Source organism: Rhodococcus sp. NPDC057529, assembly GCF_042802055.1.
Classification (GTDB): Bacteria; Actinomycetota; Actinomycetes; order Mycobacteriales; family Mycobacteriaceae; genus Rhodococcus_F.
In genome coordinates, this window is sequence record NZ_JBHVEY010000001.1 from 17646 (window position 1) to 38116 (window position 20471).

A 20471-nucleotide genomic window follows, 5' to 3' on the forward strand; every position below is an offset into this window, starting at 1 on the left:
GTGTCGCCCTAGGGCGACTGCGCCTCGACCGGGGCCACATGTTCGGGCCACAGTCGCAGCGCGACGAGGTAGCCGGCCACGGCGATGACCGACGATCCGATCAGACTGACATCGACACCGTGCGCGATGTCGGCAAGCGGCCCGGAGTACAGCGACGTGTCGACCGCGAGCAGGCCGAACAGCGATCCGGCGGCCCAGGGGATGACGGCGCGCAGGTTCCAGCCGCCGGTGAACCAGTACCGCCCGCCCTTCCGGCCCAGGTTGAAGACCTGGAGATCGACCGCGTCGTACTGCCCGCGCCGCGCAACCAGGAACCCGGCGACGTTGATCGCCACCCACGGCGCGGCGAAACCGTTGAGCACCAACGTCATCGCCGTGATCGAATCGACGGCGTCGACGACGAAGACACCGATGTAGAGCAGGGCCACCGCGAGCGCCGACGTGATCAGCGTCGTGTGGACGCGGCGCAACCGGGGGATCAGCGCCTCCAGGTCGAGTCCGCTGGCGTAGACGTTGAGGACGCCCTGGCCGAGTCCGCCCGCGAGGGCGACGAGGACGATCGGCAGCACGTACCAGCCGGGAGCCTCCGCCACCAGGTCGGCGACGTAGGAGTCGCTCAGCGTGGTGAACGTCGACGCCGTGAACGATCCGAACGCCGCGGTCAGGAACAGTCCGAAGAAGATGCCGGCCATGGTGGCCGCGACGATCGAACGGTCGCTGAACCGTTCCCGGGAGATCCGCCTGCTGTAGTCGCCGAGCGTCGGGGCGTAGGACAGCGGACCGCCGACGGCGAGGACCACGGCCAGAATCCAGGTCGGCCAGAAGCCGCCGAGCAGGTAGTCGCCGCTGCCCGCGCCGCCGTCGAAGTGGCCACCGAACGCGAAGACCCCCAGCAGGAGCAGTGCGGCGACGACGGGCAGCACGAACTTCTGGAGCGCGACCACCGTGCCGTGCCCGAACAGTGCGACGGCCACGATCTCGGCGGCGATGATGCCGTAGCCGAGGGCGAGCATGCCGTTGTCGACCGGTGTGCCGAACAGGCGGTGGGCGGCGGCGATCAGTGCGTCACCCGAGGTCCAGACCGCGATCGCCGCGTAGGCGAGGGCGAAGAGGAGGGTGAGTCCCGAGCCGATCATCCGCCCGCTCACTCCGAAGTGCGCACCACTCGACACGGTGTTGTTCGTGCCGGTGCGCGGGCCCAGGAGCGACAGGGGAGCGATGAGGAGCGTTCCGAGCCCGATGCCGATCGCGCTGGCCGCCACCGCGCTGCCGAAGCTGAGCCCGAATGTGATGGGGAGCCAGCCGAACACGATCACGGAGAACGCCAGATTGCCGCCGAAGAACACCGCGAGCATGTTGAGCGGTCGCGAATCGCGTTCCGATTCGGGGATGTACTCCACGCCGATCGTCTCGACGTGGCCGAACCGGTCCTCCGGTGGGGAGGGGGCGGTGTCGTCGAGGGGCGTCGTCGGGTCGAGATTCGTGGACACTGCGGACCTCACATTCGGGGCGGAGGTGACAGGTATCACGTCCTGTTGGCTACCGAACATATTCCAAACTGAAAATTCAGTCAATACCGGATGGTGACGTGCGCCACCGTGGGCTGCGCGGAGTTTGCGCTGCTCCGGCAATCGGGCTAGATATATGTGTGACCGCTCGTCTCATGTATTCATCAGTCATCGGAGTGCCTGTGCCTGCCGCCACCACCAGCCGAACCGTGAACCGGCACCCGGTCGCCGCCGCAGGGACGGCGCTCGACCGACGCGACATCGAGGGCGCACCGTGAGGTCGCCGATGGTCCGGTGGCAGCTGATCGGCTTCGTACTCGTCGCCGTCGCGGGGCTCGTCTACGTGGGCGCCCACTACGTGCGCCTCGACAACCTCCTCGGCTTCGGCGAATACACCGTGAATCTCGAACTGGAGACGTCGGGCGGCATCTTCACCAACGCCGAAGTCACCTACCGCGGCGTGCCGGTCGGCCGTGTCGGGAACATGTCTCTCGCCGCGGACGGCGTCGTCGTCGAATTGAGGATCGACAAGAGCGCGCCCGGCATTCCTGCGTCCGCGAAAGCCGTTGTGGCGAACCGGTCGGCGATCGGTGAGCAGTACGTCGACCTGCAGCCCTCTGCTGATCGGGGACCGTTCCTGACGGACGGTTCCCGCATCGCCGCCCGGGACACGTCCACGCCGGTGCCTGTCGAGGAATTGCTTGCCGGCACGCAGGGATTGACCGAATCCGTGCCGATCGACGCGCTCCACACCGTCGTGACCGAACTCGGCGCGGCCTTCGACGGAAAGGGCGAAGACCTTCAGTCGCTGGCGGACTCGCTGTCCGGGCTGTCGGCGTCGGGCGCCGAATCGCTCGACCGCACCGTGGCACTGCTGCGCGACGGCCGGACCGTGCTGGGCACGCAGTCCGAACAGTCCTCGGCGATCAAGGATTTCAGTTCCGACCTGGACTCGCTCGCGGATCGCCTGCGCAGCAGCGACCCCGACGTCCGGCAGCTGATCGACAACGGAAACCCGGCGAGCGGACAACTGGGGCAACTGGTCTCGGAGGCGGGACCCGGAATCACGGCCGGCCTCGCCAACCTGTCGGCCACGGCGAAGGTGATCTCCGTGCAGGCGACGGCCCTGCGCACCCTCTTCGTGTACCTGCCGGGCGTGGCGGCGGCGTCGTCGACCATCGCTCCCGACGACGGAACCGTGCACCTGGGCCTGGTGGCCGAGACGAACAACCCGCCGTCGTGCACCGTCGGGTACGAGGGCACCCAGGCGATCCTCCGGGAGATGAAGAGCCAGGATCCGAACTTCGACGACACGCAGCAGGACTTCCCGCAGAACACCGCCGCCACCTGTGCGGCCCCGCAGGGCAGTCTCACCGGCGTCCGCAGCGCGAATCGGATCGTGTTCGGCGACCCCGCCACCGTTCAGCCGTGGGACTCCACACCCAAGAAGGACCCGAACAAGCTGGACCTCAACCCGATTGCGAATCAGCTCGCCCCGCTGCTCGGAGTCACCCCCGGCTGACGCGAGCGCCGAGCCCGGATCCCGGACCCTTCCGGTGTCGAGTTGACAACTGCGCGCCGATCCTGCAATCTTCGAAACAGGTCACGAGTACCAGCGTCAAGCCCCGGCTAGCTGGTCGGCAACCCTCCACCGCGGCGGGGTGCTCCGGGTGACGACCAGGCTGAGGTTCATACCGAACCCGGCAAGCGCGGACTCCGAGAGGGCGCCGACCCTGCGACGAGTCCCTGACTACGAGGGATGTCGTGATGACTGCTGTATTGACCGCTGACGTGTGTGTTGCCCCCCTGGCTCAGGTTTCGGGTTCCGACCTGCGGGTTCCGCTCGTTCAGGGCGGCGACTGCACGTATGTGAACTTCGACTACGCGGCCAGTGCGCCGGCGTTGGCACAGGTGACGGACCGTATAGGCGCACTGCTTCCGACGTACTCCAGCGTGCACCGCGGCGCCGGTTACGCCTCGCGGGTGTCGACCGAGTGCTACGAGAAGGCCCGCGACTCGGTGGCCCGGTTCGTCGGAGCGTGTGACGACCAGGTGGTGGTGTTCACCCGCAACACCACCGACTCGCTGAACCTGCTCGCCGGTTGCGTTCCCGGCAGCACCGTCGTCCTCGACATCGAACACCACGCGAACCTGCTGCCGTGGAAGGATTCTCGCGTCGTGCGGGCCGCGGACACGCTGGCCGAGACCGTCCGGCTGCTCGTCGCCGAACTGTGCTCCAAGCCCACCGCCCTGCTCGCGGTGACGGGTGCCTCCAACGTCACCGGCGAGGTGCTGCCGATCGCCGCCCTCGCCGAGGTGGCGCATCGTTGCGGCGCACGGATTCTCGTCGACGCCGCTCAGCTGGCACCGCACCGCCGCATCGACGTCGAGGAGTGGGGTGTCGACTACCTCGCCTTCTCCGGGCACAAGCTGTACGCCCCGTTCGGCGCCGGCGTGCTCGTGGGCCGCCGGGACTGGCTCGACGCCGCCGAGCCCTACCTCGCGGGCGGCGGCGCGGTCCGGAACGTGACCGTCGAATCCACTCAGTGGGCGCCTTCCCCCGCCCGGCACGAGGCGGGAACCCCCAACGTGCTCGGCGCCGCGGCCCTCGCCGCCGCGTGCGATGCGCTGTCCGAACTGGACTTCGGCACGGTGGCCGAACACGAGGCGGCGCTCACCGGCCGGCTGCTCGACGGCCTCGGCTCCGTCGACGGCCTGGAGTTCCTGCGGCTGTGGTCGGACGCCCCCGACACCGTGGGGATCGTGACGTTCACGATCGACGGTTTCGAGCCGGGGGAGATCGCCGCCTACCTGTCCGCCGAACACGGAATCGGGGTTCGCGACGGACGCTTCTGCGCACACCCGCTGCTCGGCCGCCTCGGCAGGCCCGACGGCGCCGTGCGGGTCAGCCTGGGTCTCGGAAGCTGCTCGGAGGACGTGGATCGGCTGGTCGACGCCGTGCGCACCCTGGTGGCGGGACGCCGGAACTGGGCCTACGCCAAGGAGAGCGGCCAGTGGAATCCGGTGCCCGAGACCCGCTTTTCGCGAGACGCGCTAGTATGACGGCATGGCATCGCAGGCTGGGAGCACAATGATTGCTCACTGGTGCCGTCGGCATGTCGATCTGTGCCGAACCGCCTCGGGTATGTGTTCGAGCTGACCGGTCTTCCCGCTCCGTTTCACTCACACGCACACGTCATTCCCGAGGAACCCCTATGTCTCGAGACAATGCCTTCGTTTCCCGTCCCCTTCGCGTCGCCGTCGAGCTGACCGGATCAGGACACCACCCGGCCGCCGAGGGCGCCGCAGGCACGCGGCCGATCAACGGCGCCGACTACTGGGTGGACCTGACCGCCGACTCGACGGATCAGCTCGATCTCACGTCGTTCCCGCCGAACGTCGTCCGGATCCGGGCCGCCGACCTGCGTGAGGCGCAGCAGGAGCGCGCGCGAATCCGTGCCGAGATCGTCGCCGACGGTCGCGACCCCGACAGCGTCACCGTCCTGGTGGACCTCGAGGTGCTCATCGCCGGAGAAGCCCGAGCCGCGCGCAAGGAGCTGGCCCTCCTCGACAGTGCACTGGACACACCGCGCGCACCGGTGTCGTTGCAGTACATCGGAACTCCGGCCGGCCTCGCCGGGCTCATCGCCGACATCCAGGCGGCCGGCGTCGCCGACGGCGTCACCCTGCTCCCGCTGTCGCTGCCCAGGGTGCTCGAGCAGCTCGTCGACGGCACCCTCCCGTGGCTGGAGGAGCGGGGTCTCGTCACGTCCGCGGAAGCCGTGGACGAGGCGCTGCGCCGCTTCGACCTCCCCCGCGTCGAACGGGTGCTGGCGTCCTGACCAGGTCAGTTGCCGTTGTTCGCTGAACCCAGCGGAGTGGGCCGGTAGTACCGGCCCTCGTGGTACAGCAGCGGAGCCGACGCGGAATCGTCGTCGGCCTCGGCGTGGACGCGGGTGACGAGGCCGATGACGAGCGTGTGGTCGCCGACCGGGATCAACTGGTCCACGACGACCCGCATCCAGCTGGGCGTTCCGTGGAGCACCGGTTCGCCGGTGTCGAGCCGCGCCCACAGTGACTCGTCGGAGAACCGCTGGTCCGCGCTCCGTGAGAACCGCTGAGCCAGGTGCTGCTGGTGCTCCCCGAGCAGGTGGATCACCAGCGAGCCCGCCGAGTGGAGCGCGTCGATGCTCGACGACGTGTTCGCGATGTTGAACGACACCAGCGGCGGAGCCAGCGAGACGGACGAAAACGAGGATGCGGTGAAGCCGACCGGGCCCGAACCCGAGTCGAGGGTCACGATGGTGACGCCCGCCGGGTGACGACGCAGGGCCGCGCGGTAATCCTCGGCACAGATTCCGGGGGCGAGTTCGGGGTCGCGGGGGAGGTCCGAACCATCGACGGTATCGGCGTTCTCGGCTCTGTCGGACAAATCATTCTCCGGGTCGGCCCGTGTGGGCACTGTGTCGTTCTCGCGCGGTCGTTCTCGCGCGCGTCATTCTCGTTCACGAGATCTGACGTCAACTATAGGGGGCGGGAACCGCCCGGGACTCAGTCGACGTCGATCGCCAGGCCCGCGGTGATCCGGACCAACTCCGAGAACGACGTGCGGAAGACGGTGTCCGGGTGACCGGCGGCCGCCCACAGTTCCGCGTACTCCGACAGGGCGTTGTCGACGTAGGTCGGAAGGTTCGTGGGATGGCCGAGCGGGGCGATGCCGCCGATCGGCTGCCCCGTCGCGATCCGCACCATGTCGAGGGGCGCCCTGGTCAGATTTCCCTGCAGTCGTTTGCCCGTGTTCGCCAGATCCACCTCGTGCGCGCCCGACACGAGGAGGAGGATCGGGTCGTCGTCGAGGAGGAACACCAGCGACTTGGTGATGGCGCCGACATCGACCCCCAGCGACTCGGCCGCCTCGGCCGCCGAGTGGGTGGAGTCGGGCTGGGTCACGATCACCCCATGGTGCCCTCGCGCGATCAGAGTCTCGGCGACATGCGCGGCGTGGGGGTGCAGGGGCGTCGGCATGAACCAAGAGTAGGTCCATTCCCCTGGAACGACATCAAGATGCGTCTTCCGACACGACATCGGAACGGGGCGTAGTCGATTCCAGCTTCCGGAGGCGCCGGACGGTGAACCCGAACAGCAGTCCCAGCCCGACCGCGGAGTAGAGCGCGAGGGCGAGTGCGGGCTGTCCCAGCCCCACGTCGTCGAAGTACACGATGCTGCGGATTCCCTCGGTTCCCGCGCCGGGGGTGATCCACCGTCCGATGGCCGCGTAGAACGTGGGGATGACGTTCGAACCGAACGCCCCGCCGGCGCTGGGATTGCCCAGGATGACGAAGACGGCGATCGCGAGCGGCACCGCGAGGATGCCGACCGAGGCGCGCAGGCCGAGTGTGAACACGGCCGTGCCGAAGACGACCCCGGTCCCGAGCAGCCACAGCGGGAACCAGTGGCCCGCGAACGTCCCGAGCACGTGCGTCGTGATCAGGGCGCCGAGAGCGCCGGACAGCAGCGCGTAGCCGAACAGGACGGCCGTGTGCGCGGACGCCTGGCGCAGAGTTCGCGGGGCGCCGATGAACAGGCCGATCGCCGCGGCGAGCAGGTAGCCGCCGACCACCCACCCGACCGCCAGATAGAAGCCGGACAGGCCGCGGTTGTCGTGCGCGCCGACGGGGATCTCGTCGCGAACCGTGAACTGGCGACCCTGACTGTCCTCCACCCGGGCGAAGACCGATTCGAGTGCGCTGGAGATGGAACTACCGCCCGCGCTGGCCGTGATCAGGGTGTCGGGGCCGGCGGGATTCACGACGAACGCGCCCTGGATCTCGCGGTCGTGGAGGAGGCGGCGGGCTTCCGCGGTGTCCGAGACGACCCGTGCGCGGAGCGGCTTGCCGTCGATCGCGTCGAGTCGGTCGGCGACCTGCTGGTCCGTCCCGGCGGGCAGTCCCGCCGCGGCAACGACACCGATCTGGATGTCGCGGGGCGTGGGCTGATGGAATGCGGCCACGTAACTGAGGATGAAGCCGAGTTGGAGGAGGAGAACACCGAAGACCAGCGCGGTCATCACCGTGGGCGCGCCGTGCTTCGACACCGGGCTGTCGTGGTGCACGGGAGCCGGGGTGGCGGGTTCGCTGTCGGTGATGGTCATCGGGCGTCCTCGATCCTTGTCGATACCGTAGGTATTGAATACCCTAGGTATCGTGACTGAAGAACGTCAACCGGACAGTCGTCACACCGAATGGACGCCGACGACGCGTCCCGGTCGCGACGTCGTGCGTCAGCGCCTCCTCGACGCGGCGGCGGAGGAATTCGCGGAACGCGGCTTCAGTGCGGCCCGGCTCGCCGAAGTCGCGCGCCGGGCCGGATTCACCAAGGGCGCGGTCTACTCGAACTTCGAGTCGAAACAGGACCTGTTCGCGGAACTTTTCGCGGCGCGCTCCCTCGAACTCGCGGGACGGGTGCTCGCCGAGATCGCGGGCATGAACCCCACGGACGCCGCGGGGAAGGGTGGCGAGGCCGTCGCGTCGTGGATGGTGCGCGAGCCGGGGTGGTCGCTGCTGGTACTCGAATTCGGCGTGCTTGCCGCCCGTGACCCGCAGATCGCGCAGGCCTACCTGCGGGAACGGCGGCAACTGCGGGGACGACTCGTCGAATTGGTCGGCGAGCGCGCGCGGGAGTGGGGAGTCGACGACACGTTCGACGTCCGCACCACGGCCATCTCACTCATGGCCCTCATCTCCGGCCTCGTGCTCGAACACTCCGTCGACCCGGAGGGAGTGGACCAGCAGACGATGGGCGCCGCGGTCACTGCGTTGTTCGCAGGTGCCGTCGCCCGGGCCGGGCTGGTGTAACCGCCCGGGCCGGGCTGGTGTAACCGCCCGGGCCGGGCTCGTCTGAACAGTCTGGGCTGGGCCGATGTCAGGCTGTCTGCGCGACGACCCCGTCGAGGAAGCCGTCGACGTGCGCCCACGTGGAGTTCTTGGCTTTCGGGCCCGCGACGAGTCCCAGGTGGCTGCCCGGCGCGGACTCGAACCGCACCGACGGTGAACCGGTGAGCACGTCCGTCGCCGCCCGGACCGACGGGATCGGGGCGATGACGTCCTCGGTGCCGCCGATCGCGAGGACCGGCACCGTCAGATCGGCGAGCGTGATCGCGCCGTTCCGGGTCTCGAAGCTCCCCTCGGCGAGCGCGTTCCCGAGGATCAGCTGAGTGCAGACCTGGCGGAAGAAGCGTGCGGGGTACCCGGGCATGTCGGCCATGAACCGGTCGATGGACTCCATGCGGGCCAGGGTCTCGGTGTCGTGCAGGTTCCGCGCGATGAACCATGGCTTGGTGAGTTCGCGCTGGAGTGCGGTGAAGCGGTAGCTGGCCTGGACCAGTGGCGCGGGCAGTCCGCCCATCGCCCCCGTGGCGGTGGTGAGGGGACGGTCGCCGGTGAACCGGCCGACCGCCCGCAACGGCGCGATCATGGTCACCGACTCGTAGTCGATCGGCGTGCCGATCGCCGTCACCGAACCGATCGGCAGATCGCCGCGGCCGGCAGCCGTGAGCAGCGACATCGTGCCGCCGAGGCTCCAGCCGATCAAGTCGACGGGTGCGCCGCCGTGGAGCGTGGACACGCGGTCGACGGCGGCGGGGATGAAGTTGTCCACCCAGTCCTCGAACCCCAGGCCGCGGTCGGCGTAGCCCATCGTTCCGTAGTCGACGAGATACGTGGCCTTGCCCGACCCGACCAGGTGCGCGGCCAGGCTCTGGCCCGGCCGGAGGTCGAAGCAGTGCGCGGGCGCGGCGAGCGGCGGCACGAGGAGAATGGGCCGGTCGTCGTCGGTGTCGGAACCGTCGAACCGGTACAGGTCCTGATGGGGTGCCTCGTGGATGCGGGTCGACGGGGTGCGCTGGACCGGCGCGATGCCGCCGCCGAAGGACAGTCGCCAGGCGTTGCGGGTCAGCGTGTTCAGCGTCGGGTTCCAGGCGATGTCGAGCACGGATTTCCTCTCGTGGCGGCGCAGAGCCTTCAGGTATCTGTGACGTCAACATACAGGTAATCCTGCGGTGGTCCGTCAGCGGGAGGCGAGCAGAACCCGCAGCACCGTCGCCGGTCGGAGCAGCGTCCCCGGACGGTCGAGGAGATGCGTCACCCGGAGGAAAGCGGCCCCGACGGCCGGGTCCACGGACGCGGCCCGGTCGAGTCGGGACGCATAGGCATTGGCGAACCGCACCCGCGCCGACCGTCGTCCCGGCACGGCCGGGATCCGGAGGTCGTTGTCGACGGTGAGATTCCACGCGGCATCGATGCACCGGTTCGCCCCGCGCAGGAACCGGCGAGCGAGATGCGTCCGACCCGACCGCAGGCAGTCCCGCAGGATCTGCGCCTCCACCGCGGCGACGCTCATCCCCTGGCCGTAGATGGGATTGAACGAGCAGATGGCGTCCGCGAACGGCAGATAGTTCGGCGGAAGATCGTCCGCGGAATAGTGCCGCCGGACGGTCGTCGGGATCCGGTAGCGCACGCCGTCGTCCACCGGTTCGGCCGTGCGCAGTGCGTCGTACATGTCCGGAGCCGGGAACGACTTCACGAAGTCGAGGAACCCGCCCGGATCCAGCGGCGGCACGTCGTCGCCGTACCCGGCGAGCGTGACGATCCACGTGCCGTTCTCCTGCACGCCCATGAATCCACTGCGCGGACTCGACGGTCCCGGCGCCATCCCGATGCCGGAATCGCCGTCCAGGTGCGGCGGGTCGAGTCGGAAGTGCCTCGTCGCGTAACTGACGTCGACTGCCACCTGCGACTCGGACGGCGGCGAAAATCCCAGCGCGCCGAGCCGGGCGACGCTCTGCGAACTGCGGCCCGACGAATCCACGACGAGATCGGCCCCGACGACCTCCGGCGGAACGCCGCCCCGGTGCTGCACGGTCACGCCGGTCACCCTCCCGCCGTCGAGGGTGAGACCCGTGACGTCGGAACGGTCCAGAATCCGCACGTTCGGCAAGGCCCGGACCCGTCGCCGCACCTGCCGCTCGACGAGCGGCCTGCTGGCGAGAATGCCGGGAACCCCACTGGTCGCGCGGGCCATCCGGTGCCCGTCGACGATCCACCGAATGTCGCCGAGCGCGTCGCCAGCGGTGGCGCCGAGGGCGAGGAGTTCGGGCACGAGACCCGGCAGGAGGTCCTCCATCGCGGCCTGCCCACCGGCGAGGAGGGCGTGCACGTGCCGGGCCTGCGGCACGCACCGGCGCGCCGTGGCCGCGTCGGGCAGAACGTCGCGGTCGAGGACGAGGACGTTCCGGAACGCGCCGCCGAGCGCCGCCGCGGCCAGCAGGCCACCCATTCCGGCGCCGACGACCACGGCGTCGCCACCCGGGGGCGTCCGATGCGTCATCGCGGCTGTCCGTTCGCAGGACGGTGCAGAGGCCTCCAGGGTATTTCTCCTGACACCGGCGAGCGGAGGTTACTCTCGAGTAATGACCGAACAGAAGACCTGGAATGCGTTCACCGTCGAGCGCAAGGATCACGTCGCGCAGGTGACGCTCACCGGACCCGGCAAGGGCAACGCGATGGGGCCGGATTTCTGGAGCGAGCTCCCCGAGATCTTCGGTGAACTCGACTCCGATCCCGACGTGCGGGCCGTGGTGATCGCCGGCTCGGGCAAGAATTTCTCCTTCGGTCTCGACCTGCCCGCCATGAGCGGCAGCTTCGGCTCCGTTCTCGCCGACAAGGCGCAGGCAGGCCCGCGCACCGCGTTCCACGACATGATCAAGCGGATGCAGTCCGGCATCAACGCGGTCGCCGACTGCCGCAAGCCCGTGGTCGCGGCCATTCAGGGCTGGTGCATCGGCGGCGGCGTCGACCTGATCTCCGCCTGCGACATCCGCTACGCCGCCGCCGACGCGAAGTTCAGCATCCGCGAGGTCAAGGTCGCGATCGTCGCCGACATGGGCAGCTTCGCCCGGCTGCCCGCCATCATCGGCGACGGACACCTGCGGGAACTCGCTCTCACCGGCAAGGACATCGACGCGGACCGCGCGCAGAAGATCGGTCTCGTCAACGACGTGTGTGCGGACACCGACGCCGTCCTCGCGGCCGCGCACGCCACCGCAGCCGAGATCGCGGCGAACCCGCCGCTCGTCGTGCACGGCATCAAGGACGTCCTCGACCACTCCCGGGCGGCCGCCGTCGACGACAGCCTGCGCTACGTCGCCGCGTGGAACGCCGCATTCCTGCCGTCTCAGGACCTGACCGAGGCGATCACCGCCGTCTTCGAGAAACGCGCCCCCGAGTTCACGGGCGAGTAATCCGGCGGCGGCAGAGCTTATCCGCAGGTAAAGCCCAGTCCAACAGTTGCCCGAATCCTCGCTGCGCTCGCATACTTGCCGACTACAAGTAAACGACAGCGCAGCGAGGAAACAGTGTCGAATTCGGTCGAAACGCCGGTGGCCTACACCCACCGGCAGATCCTGGCTGTACTCAGCGGGTTGATGCTCGGCATGTTCCTCGCCGCGCTCGATCAGACGATCGTGGCGACGGCGATCCGCACCATCGCCGACGACCTCGACGGCTACTCGCTGCAGGCGTGGGCCACCACCGCCTACCTCGTCACCGCGACCCTCGCGACGCCGCTCTACGGCAAGCTGTCCGACATCTACGGCCGCAAGCCGTTCTTCATGTTCGCCATCACGGTGTTCGTGATCGGCTCGGTCCTGTGTACGTTCTCGACGTCGATGTACATGCTCGCGGCCTTCCGTGCGGTGCAGGGACTCGGCGCCGGCGGCCTGTTCTCGTTGGCGCTCACCATCATCGGCGACATCGTCTCCCCGCGTGAGCGCGCCAAGTACCAGGGCTACTTCCTGGCCGTGTTCGGCACGTCCAGCGTGCTCGGGCCGGTGCTCGGCGGACTGTTCGCCGGGCAGGACGTGATCCTCGGAATCGACGGCTGGCGTTGGGTTTTCCTGGTCAACGTGCCGGTGGGGCTGGTCGCGCTCACCGTCGTCTCCCGGGTGCTGCAGCTTCCGCGGCGACCGGGCGGAAGCAGGCGGATCGACTGGTGGGGCGCGATCGCCCTCGCCGTGGGTGTCGTGCCGTTGCTCATCGTCGCCGAACAGGGGCACACCTGGGGATGGGGCAACTCGAAGTCGTTGGCGTGCTATGTGATCGGCGTCGTCGGCGTGCTCGCGTTCGTGCTGGTGGAACTGGCGATGAAGGACGACGCGCTCATCCCGATGCGCTTCTTCCGCAACAGCACGTTCGCGCTCGGCGTCGTCATCAGCCTCGTCGTGGGCGCCGTGATGTTCGGCGGCATCACCCTCCTGCCCCAGTACCTGCAGGTGGTGAAGGGCTCGAGCCCCACCCTCGCCGGGTTCCAGATCCTGCCGATGGTCCTCGGCCTCATGGCCGGGTCGGTGGTCAGCGGCCAGATGATCTCGCGGACCGGGCGATACCGGTACTTCCCGATCCTGGGGACCGCCCTCATCGCGGTCGCCGCGTTCCTGCTGCACACGCTCGCAGCCGACACTCCGATGCCCGTCGTGATGGCCTTCATGCTGATCCTGGGACTCGGTCTCGGAAACCTGATGCAGCCGCTCACCCTCGCCATCCAGAACGCCCTGCCCCCGCAGGACATGGGAGTGTCGACCGGAGCGGCCACCTTCTTCCGGCAGATCGGCGGCACCGCAGGCGTCGCGATCTTCCTGTCGATCCTCTTCTCCCGCCTCACCCCGGCCATCGGCGAGCGCGTGACGGCCGCCGCAGGCACCTCCGACTTCCGGCGGGCAGTGGTGGCCGCCGCGCAGAGCAACGACCCCGCCGAGGCCGCCATGGGTCAGGGAATGCTCAGCCCCGACCACGCAGGCGTCAGCGGTGTCCTCACGGACAGTTCGGTGATCGGAAGACTCGACGACGTGCTCGCCCTGCCCTTCCGGGAAGGATTCGCCGACGCCATCGGATCCGTCTTCCTCACCGTGTCGATACTCGCCGTCGTCGCCTTCGTCCTCACCGTGCTGTGGAAGGAAGTGCCCCTGCGCAGCGAGTCCGGGCTACAGGCCGCGGCGCGGGGCGACGCGGGGGAGTGAGACGACGGCGGCGCCCACCCCGAGCATGGGTGGGCGCCGCGTGAACGAGCGTCAGGCTCAGTGCCCGCCGTTGGCCTTCAGACGCTCGAGCGAGGCCTCGACCTCGGCCTTCGCCTCGGCGAGCCCGACCCAGTCGGCCGCCTCGACGTGCTTGCCCGGCTCGAGGTCCTTGTAGTGGACGAAGAAGTGCTTGATGGCGTCCAGCTCGAACTGCGGGACGTCGCCGATGTCCTGGATGTGGTCCCAGCGCGGGTCGCCGGCGGGCACGCACAGCACCTTGTCGTCGCCGCCGGCCTCGTCGACCATCTTGAACATGCCGACGGGACGTGCCTCGACGATGACTCCCGGGAACACGGACTCGGGGAGCAGGACCAGCGCGTCCAGCGGGTCGCCGTCCTCGCCGAGGGTGTTCTCGATGTAGCCGTAGTCGGCCGGGTAGCCGAACGCGGTGTACAGGTAGCGGTCCAGCTTCACGCGACCGGTCACGTGGTCGACCTCGTACTTGTTTCGCTGACCCTTGGGGATCTCGATGGTGACGTCGAACTCCACGCCGATTCCTCGCTGTCGTGTCGATGATGATTCGGGGAGAGGATATCGGGTCGAGGATAAGGTTGGTTGTCTGACCACCCACGAATCACAGTGAAGACGGAGGCGCGTTGCCGGGCCAGGGAAAGAAGAAGATGGGCTCGTTGGCGGGACGCCACCGTCGGAACATGCGAATTCTGTTCGCGTCGGTCGTCGTCGTGGTGCTCGCGATGGCCGCCGTGCTGGTGGTCGCGGTGAGCGCGCACAACGCGTCGGCGAGGCGCGGCGAACTGACGATCGCGCCCGAACCGGCGCCGGTCATCGCGGCCCCGCAGGTCACGCCGGTCCCGGACGACGCGCCGATGCCGACCTCGCAGGGGATCGCGGCCGCGATCGGTCCGGCCGCCGCCAACCCGGACCTCGGCAAGTTCAGCGGAACGGTCGCCGACGCGGTCACCGGCCAGGTGCTGTGGAGCGTCAACCCGCAGACCCCGATGACGCCCGCGTCGACCACCAAGGTCCTCACCGCGGGATCCGCGCTGTTGTCGTTGCCGTCCGACCACCGCGTCACGACGACGGTGGTGCAGGGGGCGACTCCCGGGGAGATCGTCCTCGTCGCCGGTGGTGATCCCACTCTCACCGCGAAGCCGGTCGGGGAGAACGGCTACTACCCGGGTGCGGCGCACATCTCGCAACTCGTCGACCAGATCCGGAACGCGGGCATCCAGGTGACGCGCATCGTCGTCGACACCGGCATCTACTCGGGCGACACCATGGCGCAGGGATGGTTCCCGACCGACGTCGGCGCCGGATTCATCACCCCCACCGAGCCCATCATGATCGACGGCGGCCGCGCCGACCCACTCGTGGACGAGTCGCCGCGCAGTTCGACGCCCGCGCTCGACGCCGGGCGGACACTGGCCGCTGCGCTCGGCGTCGACCCGTCGGCGGTCGCGTCGGGGGCCGCGGCACCCGGCGCCGCCACCGTCGCGAGTGTGCAGTCCGCGCCGCTGCGCGACCGGTTGCGGCAGATGATGGAACACTCGGACAATGTGCTTGCCGAAGCGATCGGGCGGGAGGTGGCCATGAATGCCGGCGCGGAAGCATCGTTCGCGGGCGCCGTCGCGACCATCGGCCGGACCCTGTCCGGCGCCGGGTTCGATCTGTCGGGGCTCACGCTGCACGACGCGAGCGGGCTGTCCGTCGACGACCGCATCGCACCGCACACGCTCGACCAGGTCCTGACGGCCGCCGCCGGGGAAGGCAATCCCGCCCTGCGGCCGATGCTCGACTACCTGCCGGTGGCCGGTGCCACGGGCAGCCTGTCGGACCGGTACGCGTCGGGCAACCGCACCGGCGCCGGATGGGTGCGCGCGAAGACCGGCACCCTGTCCACGGCCAGCGCCCTCGCCGGCTACGTGGTGGACCAGAACGGGCGCGTCCTCACGTTCGCGCTGATGTCCAACGACCGTCCGCCGGAGGTCAGCCGTCCCGCGCTCGACGCACTGGCGGCCGCGCTCCGCACGTGCGGGTGCCAGTGATGGCCGCCGAGGGAAATGCCTTCAGCGGTGCCGTCGACTGGAAACTCGCAGCCAGGACGGGCGTGAAACTGGCGCGCAGCGGGCCCGCCACGTCGCGGTACACGGCCGAAACCGTGGTCGCGGAACTGGCCGACGCGTCGATGCGCGCGGAACTGCCCGTCCGGGAAGTCACCGGCCTCGCCGACGGACTGCCGGTGCCCACCGCCCAGATCCTCGACCGGGCGGGCTGGATCCACGCCGCCGCGCATTCGATGTCGCAACTCACCGGCGGCGACGCCGCCCCCGGCATGCTTCTCGGCAAACCGGCCGGCATTCAGGCCGGGGCGATGCTCGCCTACCTGTCCTCGGCGATCCTCGGTCAGTACGACCCGTTCACCGGCGACAACGGAACCCTGCTGCTCGTCGCGCCCAACGTGGTGTCCGTCGAGCGCACACTTCGGGTGCAGCCCAGTGACTTCCGGCTCTGGGTGTGCCTGCACGAGGTGACGCACCGGGTGCAGTTCTCGTCGTCACCGTGGCTCACCGGGTACATGCAGGAATCGGTCGAGACCCTCGGATCCGCCGAGGACGAGTCGATCACCGACATGGTCGGCCGGTTGTCCTCCGCGCTGCGCGACCGTGGGCGCACCGAGCCCGACGAGTCGGGTGCGCCGGGCGGCATCGTCGGACTCCTGCGCGCGACCCAGGCCGAGCCGCAGCGTGAGGCACTCGACCGTCTGCTGGTGCTCGGCACCCTCCTCGAGGGGCACGCGGACCACGTGATGGACGCGGTCGGTCCCGCGGTCGTGCCGTCGGTGGCCGCCATCCGCGCGGCATTCGACAGCCGGCGGCGCCGCAAGAGCAACCCGGTGCAGCGCCTCATCCGGGCGCTGCTCGGGATGGACGCGAAGATGGCGCAGTACGTGCGCGGCAAGGCGTTCGTCGACGCCGTCGTGGACAAGGTCGGAATGGACCGGTTCAACGTCGTGTGGACCGGGCCCGACACGTTGCCCCGGCTCGCGGAGATCGACGCGCCGGACGCCTGGGTGTCCCGGGTGCTGGGCTGATTCGCGGAGGGCTGAGCCGGTGACAGTGCTTCCCGAGGAGCCGGCGATCCTCGAGGTTCGTCACGCCGTGCGGCGCTGGATCGCGGCGCATTCCCCGGACGGCGACGTCGCGGTCGCGTTGTCGGGCGGCGCCGACTCGCTGGCCCTGACGGCGGCCGCCGCCGCCGAGGCACGTTCGGCTGTCGCCCTGGTCGTCGATCACCGGTTGCAGCCGGGGTCGGACGCCGTCGCCGACGAGGCGGCCGCGCGCGCCCGGGCCCTCGGCTGCGCGTCCGCCGTGGTGCTTCCCGTCGACGTGACCGGGGCGGGTGGGCTGGAGGCGGCCGCCCGGCACGCCCGCTACCGGGCCCTCGACTCGGCACGCGAAACCCGCCCGGTGCTGCTGGGGCACACCCTCGACGATCAGGCCGAAACCGTGTTGCTGGGGCTGTCGCGCGGTTCGGGCGGTCGATCCATCTGGGGAATGAGCCCCTACGACAGCCCGTGGGGCCGGCCGCTGCTGGACGTGCGACGTGCGGTGACCCGGCAGACCTGCGCGGAACTGGGCCTCGACCCGCACGAGGATCCGCACAACAGTTCACCCGATTTCGTGCGGGTGCGGCTGCGTACCGAAGTGCTGCCGCTGCTGGAGGACGTCCTGGGCGGCGGTGTCGCCGGGGCCCTCGCCCGCACCGGGGAACACCTGCGCGAGGAGGGGGCCGTCCTCGACACGTTGGCCGCCGACGCCGAAGCGAAAGTCGTGGTGGACGGGGAAATCGACGCGGCGCTCCTGGCCCTGTCGGCGCCGCCCGTCCGCCGCCGGGTACTGCGCAGCTGGCTGCTCGCGGCCGGTGCGCGCGGCCTCGGAGACACCCAGCTGCGGGCCGTGGACGACCTCGTCGCACGGTGGCGGGGGCAGGGACAGGTGGCGGTCGGGGGCGGAACACCGGACGCGAGGTTGGTGGTCCGACGGCGACGTGGCAGGCTGAACGTCGGATTGGACGACCGACGAAGGGTTTGATCGCGTGTACGAAGGCGACATCGCATCGGTACTGATCTCCGAGGACGAGATCCGTCGACGTACCGTCGAACTGGCCGAGGAGATCGCCAAGCGCTACCCGGAGGGCGCCCCGGAAGGGGATCTGCTCCTGGTGGGTGTCCTCAAGGGCGCCATCTTCTTCATGACGGACTTCGCGCGGGCCCTCCCCATCCCCACCCAGATGGAGTTCATGGCCGTCAGCTCCTACGGGTCGTCCACGTCGTCCTCGGGTGTCGTGCGCATCCTCAAGGACCTCGACAAGGACATCGCCGGCCGCCACGTGCTGATCGTCGAGGACATCATCGACTCCGGTCTCACGCTGTCCTGGCTGATGCGCAACCTCTCGACGCGGAACCCGGCGTCGCTCGAGGTCGTCACGCTGCTGCGCAAGCCCGACGCCATCAAGGTCGACATCAACGTCGCGAACGTCGGCTTCGACATTCCCAACGAGTTCGTCGTCGGCTACGGCCTCGACTACGCCGAGCGCTACCGCGACCTGCCGTACATCGGAACGCTCGAGCCCTCCGTCTACGGCGGCTGAACCCCGCCCGTCAGCGGACGGGTTCGTGGGACACGGCGAGCTCCAGCGCCCGCAGATCCTGCTCCAGCTGCCGGAACAGCCAGTACACGCCGACGAACGCGAAGATGCCGCCGACGCACAGAATGCGGACGGCGATGATCACCAGCGTGATCTCGTCGGGCGACAGGAACGTCACCCCGGCGACACCGGCCAGCGGAACCGAGGCGGCCACCGCGAGATACAGCGTGCTGCGGCGGTCGAGTCCTCGCAGTTTGTGCGCGTCGGCACTGCTCGCGATGTCCTGCGGTAGCAGGGTCGGGTAGATGCAGCGCACCGCGAAGAACGCCACCACGAAGAACGGGTACGCCACCGACACCGCACCGCACACGATCAGCGACGCGATGAAGTGCACGTACGCGCCCGGCGGCACGTTCCCCGCCGCCAGTTGCAGGGAAATCGGATAGGCGATTCCCGCGATCACCCACAACCCGAACACGACGAGCACCACGCGGTCGCCGAGCAGCAACGTGTCGGTGCGCGCCCGGGCCAGGGTCTGGCGGTCGTACGTCCGGCCCTTGCGCAGACCCCGCGGAACCAGCAGCGGGTAGCGACACCAGTAGAGCAGCATGATCGCGCCCAACGGGAACGCGATCGAGTTGATCACCAACTGGATCCCCTCGAACGACTGCTGCGCCTCGGGCGTCAGATTGCTGATGATCAGCATCTTGTTGTGGTGATAGTTGTACGCACCCGCGAGGGCGTTCGGCACCGCGATACCGATCACCAGAATCGGGAGTGCGAACCGCCGCAACCGCATGCGCCACGAGTTCGGCGGCGGATCGACGAGATCACGGGCCCGCGGGTTCAGACACAGGTCGAACTGCTGGGCCAGTTCGGCGCCGGACGACCACCGGTCCGCCGGCTTCGGCGCCAGGCACGTCAGCAGTACCCGGCGCAGCGACGGCGGGCAGTCGGCGGGCAACTGGTCCAGGAACTCCGGGTCGACGGCGCGGCTGCGGCTGTCCAGCATCGCCTCGAGTGCGGCGAGCGACTCGCTCGACACGTCCTCGTCCTGGAACGGACGCCGCCCGCACATCAGCTCCCACAACATCACCCCGAGCGCGAAGATGTCGCTGCGGGTGTCGAGGTCCGCCGCCGTTCCCGGCATTCCGCGGTGACATGCCTCGAGTTGCTCGGGGGACATGTAGGCCAGGGACCCGCCGAAGTAGGCGAGCGGTGACGCCCCGGTGACGGTGTCGCTGAAACTGATGTTGAAATCGGCGAGCTTGGGCACACCCTCCGCCGTCAGCAGGATGTTGGCGGGTTTGATGTCGCGGTGCAGCACGCCGCGTTTGCCTGCGTAGTCGAGCGCCTCGGCCAGTCGCCGTCCCAGCCACGCGATCGTCTCGGGCCAGGTGAGTGAACTGATCTCGTCCCGCACGCTCGAGTCGGTGGGCCGGAGTTCGCCCTTCTCCCGCATCTCCTCGTCGACGACGTCGAGCAGCAGGCTGCCGGTCCGCTCCTGTTCGGGGGTGACGCGCACGCGCCGCAGAACCCGCAGCAGGGTGCCGCCCGGCAGGTACTGCATGTAGAGCAGGCGCAGTTGACGGTCCTCGAGCAGCCGCTGGTCGAACACGCGGACGATGTAGTCGTGGTCGAGCTGGGCCAGGGTCTGCGGCTCGTTGCCCTTGTCGTGGGAGATCTTCACCGCGACGAGACGCTGCATCGACCGCTGGCGTGCGAGGAACACCCGGCCGAACGCGCCGCTGCCCAGCCCCATCAGCAGATCGAAGTCGTCGACCTGCTGCCCGACCTCCACGTCGTCGAGCGCCGCATTGCCGGGCGGTGTGGTGATCAGCGTGTCCCGCTGCCGGGCGGTCACGGTCTGGTCGGCGGCAGCGGTTTGTTCGGCCGCGGCGGTTCGCTCGGCCGCGGCGGTCTGTTCGGCGGGGGCGGTCTGCTCGGCGGTCATCGTCCGTGCCGACAGGGTTTGCTCAGCCGTCACCGTCGACGGGCCGGCCGCGACCGTCGCGTCGCTGCTCTCGTGTTCGGAGTTCGTGACTCCGACGGTCCGTTCGGCAGAGTCCGATCCAGCGGCCGATCCGTCTCTGCCCGACCCGTTTCCTCTGGTCATTGCACATCGAGGGTTCTACTGGGCGGGTTCTCTGGGCACATCGAGGTTGTCTGGAGCGGTGTGAAGAGTCCCATCCAGGGACAAGCGAATGGTAACCCCGCAGACCTAC

The 20471-nt window shown here is 69.2% G+C and carries 20 protein-coding genes and 1 riboswitch; of the genes, 12 read left to right on the forward strand and 8 right to left on the reverse strand.

Annotated elements, in window-relative coordinates; genetic code table 11:
• Positions 1-8 precede the first annotated feature (8 nt).
• Entirely contained in the window at positions 9-1490 is a 1482-nt protein-coding gene (locus ACFU5V_RS00085) for a purine-cytosine permease family protein (RefSeq protein WP_378695889.1), read from the reverse strand.
• Between the two features lie 173 nt (positions 1491-1663).
• On the opposite strand from ACFU5V_RS00085, the gene ACFU5V_RS00090 reads away from it, so the two are divergent.
• From ACFU5V_RS00090 to ACFU5V_RS00110, 5 genes are all read left to right on the forward strand, one after another.
• Positions 1664-1786, forward strand: a complete 123-nt coding sequence (locus tag ACFU5V_RS00090; protein WP_378695891.1) for a hypothetical protein — start codon at positions 1664-1666, stop codon at positions 1784-1786.
• Positions 1783-3030 (forward strand): MlaD family protein, encoded by a 1248-nt coding sequence (locus ACFU5V_RS00095; RefSeq protein WP_378695893.1) that lies wholly within the window; start codon positions 1783-1785, stop codon positions 3028-3030. Before ACFU5V_RS00090 ends, ACFU5V_RS00095 begins: the two co-directional genes overlap by 4 nt.
• Positions 3031-3109: 79 nt before the next feature.
• Positions 3110-3224, forward strand: a riboswitch (SAM riboswitch).
• A 51-nt stretch (positions 3225-3275) separates the two neighbouring features.
• Positions 3276-4571 (forward strand): aminotransferase class V-fold PLP-dependent enzyme, encoded by a 1296-nt coding sequence (locus tag ACFU5V_RS00100; RefSeq protein ID WP_378695895.1) that lies wholly within the window; start codon positions 3276-3278, stop codon positions 4569-4571.
• A gap of 28 nt (positions 4572-4599) precedes the next feature.
• Complete coding sequence (locus ACFU5V_RS00105) at positions 4600-4668, forward strand: putative leader peptide (RefSeq protein ID WP_369325290.1); 69 nt, start codon at positions 4600-4602, stop codon at positions 4666-4668.
• 55 nt (positions 4669-4723) lie between these two features.
• On the forward strand, positions 4724-5350 hold the full coding sequence (locus ACFU5V_RS00110; RefSeq protein WP_378695897.1) for a hypothetical protein: 627 nt from the start codon (positions 4724-4726) through the stop codon (positions 5348-5350).
• Positions 5351-5355: 5 nt separating this feature from the next.
• On the opposite strand, the gene dszD is transcribed toward ACFU5V_RS00110, so the two are convergent.
• The 3 genes from dszD to ACFU5V_RS00125 all read right to left on the reverse strand — a co-directional run bounded on the left by dszD (position 5356) and on the right by ACFU5V_RS00125 (position 7659).
• A complete protein-coding gene (dszD, locus tag ACFU5V_RS00115; protein WP_072947395.1) occupies positions 5356-5940 on the reverse strand; it encodes an NADH:FMN oxidoreductase DszD in 585 nt (194 codons plus the stop codon).
• A gap of 119 nt (positions 5941-6059) precedes the next feature.
• Positions 6060-6533: a YbaK/EbsC family protein gene (locus ACFU5V_RS00120; RefSeq protein ID WP_378433384.1), complete on the reverse strand. Its 474-nt coding sequence runs from the start codon at positions 6531-6533 to the stop codon at positions 6060-6062.
• 34 nt (positions 6534-6567) lie between these two features.
• A complete protein-coding gene (locus tag ACFU5V_RS00125) occupies positions 6568-7659 on the reverse strand; it encodes a hypothetical protein (RefSeq protein ID WP_378695899.1) in 1092 nt (363 codons plus the stop codon).
• Positions 7660-7783: 124 nt separating this feature from the next.
• On the opposite strand from ACFU5V_RS00125, the gene ACFU5V_RS00130 reads away from it, so the two are divergent.
• Positions 7784-8362: a TetR/AcrR family transcriptional regulator gene (locus ACFU5V_RS00130; RefSeq protein ID WP_378696722.1), complete on the forward strand. Its 579-nt coding sequence runs from the start codon at positions 7784-7786 to the stop codon at positions 8360-8362.
• A 67-nt stretch (positions 8363-8429) separates the two neighbouring features.
• Here ACFU5V_RS00130 and ACFU5V_RS00135 read toward each other — a convergent pair whose 3' ends face one another.
• Together ACFU5V_RS00135 and ACFU5V_RS00140 are read right to left on the reverse strand one after the other, a co-directional pair.
• On the reverse strand, positions 8430-9497 hold the full coding sequence (locus ACFU5V_RS00135; RefSeq protein ID WP_378695900.1) for an alpha/beta fold hydrolase: 1068 nt from the start codon (positions 9495-9497) through the stop codon (positions 8430-8432).
• Between the two features lie 75 nt (positions 9498-9572).
• The gene (locus ACFU5V_RS00140) at positions 9573-10892 is read right to left on the reverse strand and encodes a monooxygenase (RefSeq protein ID WP_378695901.1); all 1320 of its coding nucleotides are present in this window, start codon (positions 10890-10892) and stop codon (positions 9573-9575) included.
• Between the two features lie 82 nt (positions 10893-10974).
• On the opposite strand from ACFU5V_RS00140, the gene ACFU5V_RS00145 reads away from it, so the two are divergent.
• A complete protein-coding gene (locus ACFU5V_RS00145; RefSeq protein ID WP_378433388.1) occupies positions 10975-11805 on the forward strand; it encodes a crotonase/enoyl-CoA hydratase family protein in 831 nt (276 codons plus the stop codon).
• 75 nt (positions 11806-11880) lie between these two features.
• Positions 11881-13578: an MDR family MFS transporter gene (locus tag ACFU5V_RS00150; protein WP_378695903.1), complete on the forward strand. Its 1698-nt coding sequence runs from the start codon at positions 11881-11883 to the stop codon at positions 13576-13578.
• A 57-nt stretch (positions 13579-13635) separates the two neighbouring features.
• On the opposite strand, the gene ACFU5V_RS00155 is transcribed toward ACFU5V_RS00150, so the two are convergent.
• Positions 13636-14127, reverse strand: coding sequence for an inorganic diphosphatase (locus tag ACFU5V_RS00155; protein WP_378437750.1), 492 nt, complete (start codon positions 14125-14127; stop codon positions 13636-13638).
• Between the two features lie 131 nt (positions 14128-14258).
• Between ACFU5V_RS00155 and dacB the strand changes: the two genes are divergently transcribed.
• The 4 genes from dacB to hpt are packed head-to-tail and all read left to right on the forward strand — an operon-like array spanning position 14259 to position 18249.
• Complete coding sequence (gene dacB, locus ACFU5V_RS00160; RefSeq protein WP_378696724.1) at positions 14259-15644, forward strand: D-alanyl-D-alanine carboxypeptidase/D-alanyl-D-alanine-endopeptidase; 1386 nt, start codon at positions 14259-14261, stop codon at positions 15642-15644.
• Positions 15644-16690, forward strand: coding sequence for a zinc-dependent metalloprotease (locus tag ACFU5V_RS00165; protein ID WP_378695905.1), 1047 nt, complete (start codon positions 15644-15646; stop codon positions 16688-16690). Before dacB ends, ACFU5V_RS00165 begins: the two co-directional genes overlap by 1 nt.
• Before the next feature lie 19 nt (positions 16691-16709).
• Positions 16710-17690 carry a tRNA lysidine(34) synthetase TilS gene (gene tilS, locus ACFU5V_RS00170; protein ID WP_378695907.1) on the forward strand — a complete coding sequence of 327 codons (981 nt, stop codon included), beginning with the start codon at positions 16710-16712 and terminating at the stop codon, positions 17688-17690.
• Positions 17691-17694: 4 nt separating this feature from the next.
• Positions 17695-18249 (forward strand): hypoxanthine phosphoribosyltransferase, encoded by a 555-nt coding sequence (gene hpt / locus ACFU5V_RS00175; protein WP_072947351.1) that lies wholly within the window; start codon positions 17695-17697, stop codon positions 18247-18249.
• A gap of 10 nt (positions 18250-18259) precedes the next feature.
• Here hpt and ACFU5V_RS00180 read toward each other — a convergent pair whose 3' ends face one another.
• Positions 18260-20362: a serine/threonine-protein kinase gene (locus ACFU5V_RS00180; protein WP_378437757.1), complete on the reverse strand. Its 2103-nt coding sequence runs from the start codon at positions 20360-20362 to the stop codon at positions 18260-18262.
• Positions 20363-20471 lie beyond the last annotated feature (109 nt).

Coding starts and splice junctions, on each gene's coding strand:
- ACFU5V_RS00120 (WP_378433384.1), bottom strand. CDS start 6,533: ATGCCGACGCCCCTGCACCCCCACGCCGCGCATGTCGCCGAGACTCTG.
- ACFU5V_RS00125 (WP_378695899.1), bottom strand. CDS start 7,659: ATGACCATCACCGACAGCGAACCCGCCACCCCGGCTCCCGTGCACCAC.
- ACFU5V_RS00100 (WP_378695895.1), top strand. CDS start 3,276: ATGACTGCTGTATTGACCGCTGACGTGTGTGTTGCCCCCCTGGCTCAG.
- ACFU5V_RS00180 (WP_378437757.1), bottom strand. CDS start 20,362: ATGACCAGAGGAAACGGGTCGGGCAGAGACGGATCGGCCGCTGGATCG.
- ACFU5V_RS00165 (WP_378695905.1), top strand. CDS start 15,644: ATGGCCGCCGAGGGAAATGCCTTCAGCGGTGCCGTCGACTGGAAACTC.
- ACFU5V_RS00145 (WP_378433388.1), top strand. CDS start 10,975: ATGACCGAACAGAAGACCTGGAATGCGTTCACCGTCGAGCGCAAGGAT.
- ACFU5V_RS00110 (WP_378695897.1), top strand. CDS start 4,724: ATGTCTCGAGACAATGCCTTCGTTTCCCGTCCCCTTCGCGTCGCCGTC.
- ACFU5V_RS00140 (WP_378695901.1), bottom strand. CDS start 10,892: ATGACGCATCGGACGCCCCCGGGTGGCGACGCCGTGGTCGTCGGCGCC.
- dacB (WP_378696724.1), top strand. CDS start 14,259: ATGGGCTCGTTGGCGGGACGCCACCGTCGGAACATGCGAATTCTGTTC.
- ACFU5V_RS00090 (WP_378695891.1), top strand. CDS start 1,664: ATGTATTCATCAGTCATCGGAGTGCCTGTGCCTGCCGCCACCACCAGC.